Source organism: Planctomycetia bacterium (assembly GCA_034440135.1).
Classification (GTDB): domain Bacteria; phylum Planctomycetota; class Planctomycetia; order Pirellulales; family JALHLM01; genus JALHLM01.
Genome location: JAWXBP010000430.1, coordinates 1 through 12,511 on the forward strand (window position 1 = coordinate 1; position 12,511 = coordinate 12,511).

The following is a 12,511-nucleotide window of genomic DNA, read 5'->3' on the forward strand; positions in this document are numbered from 1 at the left end:
CGCCATCTCAACAGCCCTCCGTGGCAAAAACGAAACTCAGCGACATCGTCGCCGGTTACGCATTGCACGGAAACCCCAGTTTTGAGACAAGGCCTAGTCCGTAGCGGCAGCGAGGGGGAGCGGACGTCGATTGCCGCTGAGCGTCAAACTCTCAACCGCGTGAGATTCGCAACTGAGAGCTTCATCTCAAACGGAAAGCCATGTCAACTCTCCCTCGCTGGCGCTACGGGCTAGTGTGGCGAGCTGCTTACATGCGTTCGACGATCATCGCCACGGCTTCGCCGCCGCCGAGGCAGATGGATGCGAGGCCAATTGCCTTGTCCTGCGCCGCCAACGCGTGCAAGAGCGTGACGAGCACGCGAGCGCCGCTCGCTCCGATCGGGTGGCCCAGCGCGATCGCGCCCCCATACGCGTTCGTCTTTTCGAGTGGCAATTGCAATGCGTTCATGCAGGCCAGGCATTGCGCGGCGAAGGCTTCGTTCAGTTCGATCAGGTCGACGTCGGCGATGGTAACGCCAGCTTTTCGCAAGACCTTCTCGATCGCCCCGACCGGCGCAAAGAACAACTCCTTGGGCGCGACCCCATGCGTGGCGGTGGCCAAGATGCGCGCCTTGATGGGCGAATTCACGCGGTGCGCAAGGTCTTCGGAGACAACCAGCAACGCCGCCGCTCCGTCGCTGATTTGCGAGGCGTTGCCGGCGGTGACCGTTCCGGCGGGATCAAACGCCGGCTTGAGCTTAGCCAGGCCTTCCAAGCTTGCGTCGCGCCGCGGGCCTTCGTCCAAGGTGACGACGGTCTCGCCGGATTTCGATTTGAGCGTTACTGAAACGACTTCCGCGTCGAACTGATGGGCGCTCATCGCAGCGGCTGCGCGACGGTGGCTTTCCAGTGCGAAGGCGTCCTGCGCTGCACGGGTGACGCCGTGCTCGTTGGCGATAAAGTCCGCGGCGGCGCCCATCGGCCAATTTTCGATGGCACAGCGCAGGCCGTCGTGGATCATCGAATCGACCAGCGTTTCGTCGCCATAGCGCCGCCCCTGGCGAAGGTTGAGCGACAAATGCGGCGCGCGGGACATGCTTTCCATCCCGCCAGCGAGAACGCAGCGCGCATCGCCGGCGCGAATCGCTTGATCCGCCAACATCACGGCCTTAAGTCCGGAGCCGCAAACCTTGTTCACGGTCAGCGCGGCGACCGTCGGCGGCAGGCCAGCACCGAGCGCCGCTTGCCGGGCCGGCGCTTGGCCAGCGCCCGCGGTGAGCACCTGGCCGAGAATTACTTCATCAATGACGTCCGGCGATACACCGGCGCGTTCGAGGCAAGCTCGCAACGCATGTGCGGCGAGCTGCGGCGCAGAGAGGGAGGCGAGCGATCCGCACAATTTGCCGATCGGCGTGCGCGCGGCGGCGATGATGTATGCGTGCGACATAGCATTCTCCTGGAGGCGGCATCCTCATTGCTATTGTATGCAGTTGCCACCTCAGCTACAGAAGAATGCTCGTATCAAAACGGTTTCACGAGTGTGAACGTCGTGATTTCCCCTTCGGTGCGATTGCGCGCGCCGAACTCGAACCAGTGGCGGAGGTGGTAGCCCAATTTCCACTTGGTGGAGAAATATTGGATCTCGGGACCGATGCCATAGGCTCGATCCTTCGGGTAGGCGCCGTTGCCTTCGTTTTCCGTCACTTGCCAGGAGCAGTAGCCAGAAACGCCGAAGGTGGCGCCTTGTTTCTGAAAGGATTTGCCGGCGCCCCACTCGAACGACAGGTCGTCACCGCGATGGAACCCGTCCGACACGCGGTCGGTGTGGAATTCGTAGCGCGAGAGCGCCGAAATGTGCCACGACTTCGCTTCGTCGAAGTAATACGTTCCGGCCAGGCCCGGATAGAGCGTCCAGTAGTCGCGACCCGGCAGGGCAGGTTGATTCGAGTTGTACGGGGCCGTCGGGGCAAAAAGGCCGAAGACGAAGCCGAAGTCGAATTGCTTTTCGTGCCATTCGATCACGAATGGCTCGACGTTCATATCGGCCAGCGTCATCGCGGTGTCTTTGATGCCGTATGCTGTGACTTCGGAGTCGATCCAGACGATCGGCACGACGAAGTTCCAGGCGAAATCAGCGCCGAGGATCTTCTTGTCAGTCACCGTGACGATGCGGTGCGCGTTGACGTACGTATCGAGCGTGAAGCCGACGGGCTGAGCGTTGCCGAAGTCATCGGTCGTCACTGGCGCGTGATAAAACCGGTGGTACATCAGCCAGTAGTGCCCCTTGGGAGGCACCGTACCCGCCAGGATGCCGGACGTGGCGTTCGGATACGCGCCGCCGATGTTGCCGACGGATGCTTGAGCGTTCGCCGTGGTGGGCCACCAACATGCGATCACAAGAGCGAAGCAGATAGCGAAAAGGCACGTGCCACGGCCGCCGTGCCGCGATGCGTTAAACTCAAGTTGCGATGCTTGGCGGCAGTCGTTTGACACGGAAGACTCCACACGGCTGGCCGGCAGCCGTGACACGTGCGCGCGAAGATGAATGGGATTCCACCTGGCCGTGGAATCACGTGAGAGCGATGTGCCACTGCTTCGCCGGCAACGCTTGTGGACGCCGGACGTTACGCTGCTTGGCCGACGCAACAGCACAGTGAGATCGTGTCGACCGGGAGCGAACGGCGGCGTTCGCCCCCGGCGACGATGAACACAGTCTCGGAGCGCGGGGCGCTCGCAAGACGGTTTAGAACTTCACCCGCAGGCCCGCTTCGAAGTTATGGAAGGTGGCGCTGTCGGGATAAAAGATGCCGAACGGTTCGGCGGCGAAGGTGAGCGGATCCGTGTTATCGAAGAAGCGATAACCCGCGAACAACTCGGTGCGGCGGGTCAGCTCGTAGTTGACGCCAGCGCGGAATTGATAAGCGAACGCCACGTCGCTCGTCGTGTTGACGCCGAGCGTGGAGTTGCTGAATGGCGCGTCCGCGAAGAACGTCGGCAACAGGCTGTTGATCTCGGATTGGAACAGACCGATACCGCCGCCGACGTAGGGCTTCAGTCGGCCGCCGAAGTCGAAGTCGTGGTAGACGTTCAACATGAAGGCTTTGACGGAGATGTTGCCCGGCGATTCGCCAACGAAGGGGGCGAAGCCTGGGATACCCGCGCCCGCCAAGGCGACCTGCTGGTTGAAGTAGCTGTACTCGAATTCCACGCGGAACAAGTCGAACTCATGGCCCAACGCGACGTTGATGTTGAAGCCGTCGTTGAATTCGATGAACGTCGTGGGATCGCCTTCTTCGTGAACCGTTTCGCGATTCGACCAGGCGCCGCTCAGCGAGACGTACCAGCAGTAGCAGGGCATGGTGCAGCAGGCTTCGCAACTGTTGTCGTCGCACGACATGCAGTCGGAACACGAGGTCAACTCACCTGGGGCCGCTTCTTCGGCTTCGCCTTCGCCGTAGGCGCGGTACTCGACCGGTTGGATCACGCCGTAGTTGATCGGCGCGGTCGAGGGATACGAGGCCGAAGCGCTGGAAACGCCCACGACGAGCAATGCGGCGGGGGCCACGCGGCCGGCCAACTGGAGCAGACGGGAACTTAACTTCTGTGACATGGCAATCAGTTACCTCCGTGCAGGGGATCATCCGACCGAGGTCGGGAGGCCTCCCCTATTCCATGGGGAGGTCGCCTCTAGCGCATCTCGCCGCCTCGATGCGTGTTGTTCATCGTCTGCCAGCAACGCCACTTTTGACACAAGCTCATGCGCAACGGCTTGCATCAAACGTGACGAGAATTCGTCCGGAAAACACGGCACAACTGGCGCGAGACGACGCTGAAAACGTCAGAGCCGAAAGCGTCGTTGCAATAGCGCCAGGACGCGGATATGGAGCGGGATGCGCGAGCGCACGGAGTGGGCCGTCGAAGGCGACTTTTACTGATGCGCTCCAGGCGCCGACGGTTCCGCTTTTGGAAGCATGACGCGTCGGCGCGGATCTGACGGTTACACCGCCGGCACGCTGTGCGCCGGTGCGTCGTCGTCCCCTTCCTCGACGAATTTCAGCCCCTTGAAGCCGTCCGGGAGCCACTTCATGAACTCGAGGAAGCCGAAGATCGCGGCGCCGTGATGGACGCCGATGCCGGAGTTCGTGCCCCACATCGGTTCCAGGACTTCCAGCATCGCCGTGGCCATCAAGAGAAACCCGGCGGTGATGTTCATGATCGGGTTTTCGGCGATCCGGCGCAACAGCGTGCGAGGGCGCTTTTTCGTGCGTGGCATGGCTTTCGTTCCGACGGAAGGTGTCTCGGTTAAGCGGCGTTCCTTGGCCACATGCTTGCCCGCCCGGAACAGGCTGTGAAGTAGGGCAAGGGTGCGATCCGGGATGCGAATCATGGGGTTCGTGCGGTGGACTTGCGGCCGGAAGGAGTTTGAAGTTTTCAGTGTTCAGTTTTCAGTATTTGGACTCAACGTCCTCACTGAACACTGAAAACGTCAAACTCCCAGACGATAAACCGATGCCCCGGTCGGTTTCGGTCCCGACCGGGGCTCGTTTTTTCTACCTGCAATCTCCGACTAGGCGTTGGCCAGTTCGGCGATTTGGATCTCGTCGCAGAAGCCGCTATCGTCGATCGCCTCGACGACCGCCTTGTTGGCGTTCGTCACGGAGATGTCGAAGTTGGCGCCGAGCTTCTGCTTTTGGAACACCAGGGCGCGGAGCGCTTCCGGCGAGATCGACTGGAGGTCTTCCGCGTCGAAGATAATCGCCTTCGCGCGACGGCTGGCAGCCGCTTCGAGCTGTTCCGTGAGGAACGGCGTCGCCGCGTCGTCCAGCACGCCAGCCAGCGAGATCGTCGCCGTGCCGCCGCTGACTTCCAGTAAGTCCGCGGTGAAGTGAACCGCCGCCGGAACGAGACGGACGCGGATCTTCATCGTGCCGCCGTCGGCCGGCAGGCTCACAGTGAGGTTGTCCGCATCGAAGTCGCGGTGTTCCTTGCCGTCGATCCAAACCTGGCCGATCCGCACGCTGCCCGCCGGCAACAGGTCCGGCGCGACGCGCAGGATGTTGTTCGGCAGGTTGCCGGCCGTCGGACGGAAGTAGAAGTCCATCGGCTCGTTGGTGATCAACAGGTTGGTGTAGACTGCGGCGAGGTACGCCAGCTCGAAGCTGTGGTAACCGGCCATCGAGTGCGAACCCTTGCCGCGCTCGGTGCCCAAGGCGTACGGCTGTCCGTTGGACAACACGTTGAAGTAGATGCCGCCGGCTTCCACGTCCAGGAAGAACGCGTTGTAGAAGGCCGACGACTCGCGGGCCAGCCGCAGGTATTCGGGCTTCTTTTGGACGCCGTTCAGAATCAAGTACGCCAGGATGGCCTGCTCTTGTTGCCACCAGGCCTTGCGGTCGTGCCAGACGAAGCGGTGGAACTTCTGGCCCTTGTCGAGACAGCGTTCCACGACGTCGTACCAGCCGCCGCGTTGACGATCGCTGCCGGCTTCGGGCATCAGCTCGGCGATCTTCTGCGCCAAGTCGGTGTACGAACGCTTGCCCTTCAGGCTGTTCATCCGCATCAGGTTCCAGGCGATCTTGAGGTTGTGCCCCACGACCGCGCGGTTCTGCTGCCAGCCCCAGGTTTGATCCTTCGACCAATCGTCGAAGAAGCGCTCCTGCACGAACGGGCTTTCATCGTAGTCCGGGAAGTTGCGCGCGATGGTGTCGAAGGTGTACTCCAGGAAGTCGGCGTATTCCTTCTCGCCGGTCGCCAGGTACAGGTTGATCAGGTACGCGGGGGCGTGATCGCCGACCGAGTTCCAGTTCTTCTTCGACTTGTTCGCCCCCAGCGAATCGCTGTGCGGGCTGAGCGTGATCGGGTCGATGTGGGAGTAGAAGCCTCCCTTTTCCGACTTGTCTTGGTAGAACTTGCGGAAGGTCTTGATCGTGCTCTTGGCGTCGGCCAGGATCCGCGGATCGCCCGTCACGCGATAGGTCTGGATCGGTCCGGCCAAGGCGTAGATCTGCTCGTACGCAGGCAATGCATCGTAGTCGTCGCCGAATTCCGAGGCGAAGACCTTTTGACGCGTGCCGTCCGCCTTGACGTCGCAGGCGTGGTACCAGTAGGTCAGGTCTTCCTTCTTGTCTTCGAAGCGGTGATGCTTGCGGAGGTATTCCGTGCCCTTCTCCGCGGCTTCGAGATAACGATCATCGCCCGTCATCAGGAACGCCGAGGCGAAGCCGTAGACCAAGCGGGAGATCGTGTCGGTTTCCTGACGCGTCGAGCCGTTCTTGGTCCCGGCGTCGTTCAGGTTGGTACGGTAGTTGTCGAAGTCGATCGGGCCGTCGCCGAATTCGGCGTTGAGGTAGAAATCGCCGAGCTGACGGACCTGGTTGATCCACCAATCTTGCTTCTCGAAGCGGTAATCCTGCGGGGTGCGGCCCAGGAACACGATGTGCTTGGCTTCGAACGAGCGCTCGCCGTTCGCGCCATCGGGATAGAACACGCCGTAGACGAACAGGAAGCGGTTCTTGACCAGCATCTGCTTGATCTGGCCCGAGGCGTTCTGGAACGTCTCGCCGAGGTTGCGGACCACTTCCGCGAACACGGTCGGCGTCAACGTGACGGTGAACTCGCGCCCGTCCGACGTGCGGAGCAAGAAAGTCTCTTCGGCCGGGTCGTAGCTTTGCACATATCCGGCGATCAAATCGGAAAACGTAAAATCAACTGTGTTCATGTTCTGTCCCGTTGGAGAAAGAAGAGGTTTGAGGACTTACTAGCCGTGGGTCTCACTGCATGTTTCGAAAAATCAGTTTTGTTTCTTCAAGCCCAGGGAAGGCCCTCAAAGTGTTCCATGATGGAAAGACTTTCGGTGGCCTTCCCTGGGCTTAGCGGCGCGGGCGCCGGCGTTTACTTCGAGAGCAACACCACCACGCTCCGTCCGTTGACGACGTACTTGTTGCCTTCAATCCGCACTTCGCTGCCGGCGTCGGCGATGTCTTCCGGGCTGGCGAGCGAGGTATCCACCGAGCGGTGCCAGGTGCGGCCGTCGACCGGCGGCAACTCGAATTCGAGCGGCTCCCAGTACATGTTCATCATCACGTGGAGGTCGTCCTCGCCGGCGAAACCGCCGACGGTGACCGACAGCACGCGGGCGTTCGGATCGCGCCAGCCGGGCTGATTCAACTGGCAGCCGTGCCAGGCGACGTCCTGCACGCCGCGTTCGTTCATTTCGCCGATATAGAACCGGGCCTGGTGAACATTGGCGTGCCGCTTGCGGAACTCGATCATCCGTTTCCAGAAGCGAACCAGGGACGGGTGCTTCTGCGGCAGAGTCCAATCGAACCAGTTCAGTTCGTTGTCCTGGCAATAGGCGTTGTTGTTGCCCCGTTGCGTGCGGCGGCATTCGTCGCCGGCCACGAACATCGGCACGCCGCGCGACAGCATCAGAATCGCGGCGAAGTTCTTAATCTGCTGCTCACGCAGGCGCTCGACGTCGGCGTTGTCGGTGTCGCCTTCGACGCCGCAGTTCCAGCTCATGTTGTCGCTGTTGCCGTCGTTGTTCCCTTCGCCGTTAGCCTCGTTGTGCTTCCAGTCGTAGCTGACGAGGTCGCTGAGCGTGAAGCCGTCATGGCAATCGATGAAGTTCACGCTGTTCACCGGCAGGTGATTGCGCGATTGATACAAGTCCGCGCTGCCCGCCATGCGGGCTGCCACGCCGCCGATCAAGCCGGGCTCGCCCTTGATGAACTGGCGCACGTCGTCGCGATACTTGCCGTTCCATTCCGCCCAGCGATAGCCGGGGAAATAGCCAATCTGGTACAAGCCAGCCGCGTCCCAGGCCTCGGCGATGATCCGCGTATCGGCGAGCACTTCCGACAGTTCGATGTGCCAAATCACCGGCGGATAGTCAGTGGGCGCGCCTTGCATATCGCGCGTCAACACCGAAGCTTCATCAAAGCGGAAGCCGTCGACGTGCAGGTCCTTGACCCAGTATTCCAGGCATTCGACGATCAGCTTTTCCGGAATCGGGTGATTGCAGTTGAACGTGTTGCCGCAGCCGGTGTAGTCGTTGTAGTACTGCTCGTTGCCGGGGACGAGGTGGTAATAGTTCTTGTTATCGATCCCCTTGAAGCTGAACGTCGGGCCTTGGTGGTTGCCCTCGTCGGTGTGGTTGAACACCACGTCGAGCACCACGGCGATGTTCGCCTTGTGCAGGGCCTTGATCATGTCGCGGAATTCGCGGACATGCTGACCGGATTCCGGATTGACGCAGTAGCTGGGGTGCGGCGCGAAGAACGCCATCGTGCTGTAGCCCCAGTAGTTGCGCAGGGCGCGTCTGTCGGCGTAGCGCAGCACTTCTTGATCGTCGAACTCGAACACCGGCAACAGCTCGACGACCGTGACGCCGAGGTCTTTCAGGTACGGAATCTTTTCGATGATTCCCTGGAAGGTGCCCGCGTTGTTGACGCCGGAGGTGGGCGATTTGGTGAAGCCGCCGACGTGCAGCTCATAGATGATCGCTTCGCTCATCGGGCGATTCAGCGGGCGATCGCCTTCCCAATCGTAATCCTCGGTGTCGATGATCACGCTGCGCATCGACGTGGCCTGGTTGCTGCCGGGCACGCAGGCGTCGCCGCGCTTCCAGAGCGTCTTGGTGTTGCCGCGGGCGTAGGGGTCGATCAACAACTTGTCCGGATCAAAACGATGCCCGAGATGCGGCTCTTTCGGGCCGTCGACGCGGTAGGCGTAATGCATGCCGGGGCGCAGCCCGCGGACATAGCAATGCCAGATGTGAAACGTCTTGTGATTGTTCGCCGTGAGATGCACGACCTGAATCGGTTCCACGTCGTCGTGATCATCAAACAACAGCAGTTCGACGCTCGTGGCATGCTCGCTGAACAGCGCGAAGTTGACGCCGTCGGCGTCGGGCGTCGCGCCCAGCGGATGCGTCCGACCGGCTTCTACTTCGAACGGCACGCGGAGACCGCGCTCGTCGGTCTTGTATTGGCCGACGTTGAACATCGTTTCCCGCAAGTCGGGCATCGTGGCGGTGGCCATAGCGATCAGTCTCCGAAAGAATATGCTGTTTCGTGCAGTGCGTATTTCGCGAGTGAGTCCGAACTACATCGCCGAAGCGAGCAACCCTTCCAGCCGTTCGGCTTCGTTGCCGTTCGTGAGCAACTCGATGATCTTCTGGGCGAACAGGTGGCAGTGATGCCCTGTGCGGCCGGTGACCAGGTCGCCGTCGACGACGACGTCTTGATCGACGAACTGGGCGCCATAGGCGATGGCGTCGCCGTGCAAGTTGTTGTGGCAGACAAGGCGGCGCCCTTCGACCAGTTCCGTCGCCGGCGCGACGAGCCAGAGCCCGTGGCAGATGATGCCCTTCAAAATGCCAGGATTGGCGAAGGCACGCTTGAGGAATTCCACGGCCGGCGGGATTTCGTCGACGCTCTCGGTGTAGCGCAGTCGGTCGGAGACCATGCCCGAGGGAACGATGATGCAATCGAAGGAGTTCAGTTCCTCCTCGGTCATGTTTTCGAACGTGCGATTGCAGTAATACGGGGCGCGGAATTCATGCCCCAGGAACGTGATGCCCGGGTTTCCCCAGAGGCGGCTCAGGAAGACCAACTCGGCGCCCTCTTCGGGAAAGCGGAATTGGTAGTAAAAGATTTCGTTCTCGAAGAAATCGCTCTCAATGAGCACGCCGATCTTTTTGCCTTGGAGTCGCATGGGGCCTCGAGGTTCGGTTGTCTGTCCGACGATCTCGCGCCAAGCCCAGGGAAGGCCCAACTAAGTCGTCGGTGGTAGTTTCGATTTGTGTGGCCTTCCCTGGGCTTTCCTTCGCGACGACGTTCCATCGTCATCGACAAATGTTTATTGTCCGCAACGCACGCCGACGTGATCCGGGTGGGTGTCGCCTTCCAGCACGACGTCCAGCAGGAACGGGCCTTGGTGTGCTAACATCTCGCGAATCGCCGGGGCGATCTGATCGACCGTTTCGACGCGCGCCGCGGCCACGCCCAATGAGCGGGACAGCGCCGCGAAGTCGATCGCCGGTTTCGAGAGATCGAACGACAATGGGTACTCATGCTGTGGGACGTTGATTTCGCGCCAGTACTCCGAGACATTCAACTGCAAGAGCCGGTACGAGCGGTTGTTGCAGATGATGAACTTCGCCGGGACGTTGTGCCGCGCGGCCGACCAAATGGCCTGAATCGTGTACATCGAACCGCCGTCGCCGGTGACGCCGATCACGGTCTTGCCGGGATTCGCGATCTGCACGCCGATCGCGCCGGGGATGCCGACGCCGAGCGAGCCGCCGCGCGTTTGGAAGAACGTGCCGGGTTGCTTCGGCGTGAGGTAACGCGTCAGCGCCGGCGAGTTCGTCAGCGCTTCGTCGAAGATGATCACATCCTCGGGCGCCTGTTCGGCCAGCTCTTCCATGAATCGCGAGAAGTGCAACGGCTGGGAGTGGCGCACTTTCTGGTCTTGTTCCCAGGCCTTTTCGATGACCTGCTCTTTGGCCTTGGCGATCGCTCCGGCGCGGCTGGCCGCGGCGAGCTTTTGCTCCGTCGACATCGACTTTTCCAACACCGCGATCAGGTGCGTCAACGTCACCTTCGGATCGCTCACCAGGCCGAGGTCGACCGGATGATTCTTGGCGATTTCGTAGGCGTTCAGATCGACGTGAATCGTCCGCGCGCCGGGCGCGAAGATGTCTTCCAGCGACGGGAACACTTCCGGAACCATGTACGTGCCAACGACGAGGTTCACGTCTCCCTTTTGCGTGATCGGCCGGCTCTGCGCGGCGAACATATGGCCGGTGGAACCTTGGAACAGCGGGTGCGCCCAGCTCATGTTCACTTCGCCGGCGTCGACCGACCAGACTTCGGCGCCGAGCAATTCGGCGACCTTGGTCAGCTCCGCCTGCGCTTGCGAGAAGGCCACGCCGTCGCCGATGTAGATCATCGGTTTCGCGGCGGCGGCCAGCATCGTGGCCGCTTGCTTCACCAGCTCGTCGGCCGGCGCAACGCGCGTCGAGGGCAGCGACGTCGGCCGCACCGGCTCGGTGTTGATTTCATCCAGCACGTCCTGCGGCAGGCAGACGTACACGGGCCCCATCGGAGGCGTGGCCGCGATCTTGATCGCGCGCCGCAGGATTCTCAATAGCGACGACGGATGTTGCACCATCGTCGACCACTTGGTGACCGGCTTGGCCATCGAGACCAGGTCGGCCGCCATTTGCGCGTCCATGGCCTGGTACTTGATGCCGGCGTCGCCGCCCAGCACCACCAGCGGCGCGTGTCCGCGCATCGCCTGGTAGAGCGCGCCGATCGTATTCCCCAAGCCTGGTGAGCTGTGAATCTGCACGACCGTGGGCCGTTGCGTCGCGCGGGCATAGCCGTCGCCGACCAAGAGAGCGACGGTTTCTTGCAACGTCAGCACGTACTTGAGATCGGGGAATTCCCACATCGCGTCGAGAAAACCTTGCTCGACCGTGCCGGGGTTTCCAAAGATGTGCGTGATCCCATCGGCACGCAACTGTTCCAAAATCGCGAACCGTCCCGTCCGCGGCGCCGCCGGCGTACCGACCGAGAGAGGCGTGGAAATTCCGACAGGAGTTTGCGTGAGGGACATGGGCAGTTCTCAGGTGAGCGAGTGGGCGGAGTTAGTACTGAGGATTTAATAAGCGGGCGCCCGAGGAAGTTCTAATTTCTAAATCTGAATTTCGAATCAAATTTAAAGCTCAAATGACAAATGAGAATGATTACGAACGGTCAGGCGAGAATCAGTCAGTACTTGACTAAGCTGCATTCAAGAATTCGTCATTCAAATTTGATTCGACATTCAGATTTAGAACTTCGTCATTCCCATCCGGGCCGTCGTGCTGAGTGCTCGCGATTGATGCCGCACGCGGTACGCCACGGGCGAGAGGGTTTCGCCCGTGGCGTGATCCGCCTGCTGCTAGGTTGTTACCAGCCGTAGCGCTTCAGGCCGCGCTCCAGCACTTCCACCAGGATTTGGCCGCACTCGCAACTCGAGGCGGTCGAACGGCTGGTGATGAACGGATAGTCGACGATCACCGAGGTCTTGTGACCGACGTTGCCGATGAATTGGCCGTTGGGGCCGACCGCATCGCGGAGGATGTATTCCAGCGGATAGAACGGCGCGCCGAAGTTCACATAGCCTTCGCCGAAGCCCTGCTTCGAGCCGTCGGTGAAGTGCGGGCCTTCGAAGCCGGTGCCATCCATGTAGTCGTAATCGAGCGGATGCCCGGTCACGCGGCGGCCTTCCAGCAGGCTGCGCTTTTCGCGAATGTCGCGGGCAAACGCCAGGCAGGAAACGCCGTAGCACTCAGCGGCGACCGGCTTGTTGAGCTTCACGAAGCCCAACACGAGGTCATGCACACGGCCGTTATTCGCGAGATCAACCAACGCGCCGCTGCCGCCGACGATCACGAGCGCGTCGTACTTGGTGAGCTCTTCCTTGACGATCTGATCGACGCGTTGATGGTAGGACTCCATGTCACGGAGGTACGTCGCCG

The 12,511-nt window shown here is 61.2% G+C and carries 9 protein-coding genes; all 9 read right to left on the minus strand.

Going from position 1 to position 12,511, the window contains the following annotated elements; translation table 11 throughout:
• Positions 1–247: 247 nt before the first annotated feature.
• Complete coding sequence (locus SGJ19_24855; protein MDZ4783489.1) at positions 248–1,426, minus strand: thiolase family protein; 1,179 nt, start codon at positions 1,424–1,426, stop codon at positions 248–250.
• A gap of 74 nt (positions 1,427–1,500) precedes the next feature.
• Positions 1,501–2,376 carry a transporter gene (locus SGJ19_24860; protein MDZ4783490.1) on the minus strand — a complete coding sequence of 292 codons (876 nt, stop codon included), beginning with the start codon at positions 2,374–2,376 and terminating at the stop codon, positions 1,501–1,503.
• A gap of 346 nt (positions 2,377–2,722) precedes the next feature.
• Positions 2,723–3,589: an outer membrane beta-barrel protein gene (locus SGJ19_24865; GenBank protein ID MDZ4783491.1), complete on the minus strand. Its 867-nt coding sequence runs from the start codon at positions 3,587–3,589 to the stop codon at positions 2,723–2,725.
• Positions 3,590–3,976: 387 nt separating this feature from the next.
• Complete coding sequence (locus tag SGJ19_24870) at positions 3,977–4,252, minus strand: hypothetical protein (protein ID MDZ4783492.1); 276 nt, start codon at positions 4,250–4,252, stop codon at positions 3,977–3,979.
• A 294-nt stretch (positions 4,253–4,546) separates the two neighbouring features.
• A complete protein-coding gene (locus tag SGJ19_24875; GenBank protein ID MDZ4783493.1) occupies positions 4,547–6,697 on the minus strand; it encodes an AGE family epimerase/isomerase in 2,151 nt (716 codons plus the stop codon).
• A gap of 173 nt (positions 6,698–6,870) precedes the next feature.
• Positions 6,871–8,985 carry a glycogen debranching protein GlgX gene (gene glgX / locus SGJ19_24880; protein MDZ4783494.1) on the minus strand — a complete coding sequence of 705 codons (2,115 nt, stop codon included), beginning with the start codon at positions 8,983–8,985 and terminating at the stop codon, positions 6,871–6,873.
• Positions 8,986–9,084: 99 nt separating this feature from the next.
• Positions 9,085–9,696, minus strand: a complete 612-nt coding sequence (locus SGJ19_24885; GenBank protein ID MDZ4783495.1) for a DJ-1/PfpI family protein — start codon at positions 9,694–9,696, stop codon at positions 9,085–9,087.
• A gap of 144 nt (positions 9,697–9,840) precedes the next feature.
• The gene (locus tag SGJ19_24890; GenBank protein MDZ4783496.1) at positions 9,841–11,604 is read right to left on the minus strand and encodes a thiamine pyrophosphate-binding protein; all 1,764 of its coding nucleotides are present in this window, start codon (positions 11,602–11,604) and stop codon (positions 9,841–9,843) included.
• Positions 11,605–11,939: 335 nt separating this feature from the next.
• The coding region (locus SGJ19_24895) for a DJ-1/PfpI family protein (protein MDZ4783497.1) at positions 11,940–12,511 on the minus strand (572 nt) is incomplete at its 5' end.

Coding starts and splice junctions, on each gene's coding strand:
- SGJ19_24855 (MDZ4783489.1), bottom strand. CDS start 1,426: ATGTCGCACGCATACATCATCGCCGCCGCGCGCACGCCGATCGGCAAA.
- SGJ19_24865 (MDZ4783491.1), bottom strand. CDS start 3,589: ATGTCACAGAAGTTAAGTTCCCGTCTGCTCCAGTTGGCCGGCCGCGTG.
- SGJ19_24870 (MDZ4783492.1), bottom strand. CDS start 4,252: ATGCCACGCACGAAAAAGCGCCCTCGCACGCTGTTGCGCCGGATCGCC.
- SGJ19_24875 (MDZ4783493.1), bottom strand. CDS start 6,697: ATGAACACAGTTGATTTTACGTTTTCCGATTTGATCGCCGGATATGTG.
- glgX (MDZ4783494.1), bottom strand. CDS start 8,985: ATGTTCAACGTCGGCCAATACAAGACCGACGAGCGCGGTCTCCGCGTG.
- SGJ19_24885 (MDZ4783495.1), bottom strand. CDS start 9,696: ATGCGACTCCAAGGCAAAAAGATCGGCGTGCTCATTGAGAGCGATTTC.
- SGJ19_24890 (MDZ4783496.1), bottom strand. CDS start 11,604: ATGTCCCTCACGCAAACTCCTGTCGGAATTTCCACGCCTCTCTCGGTC.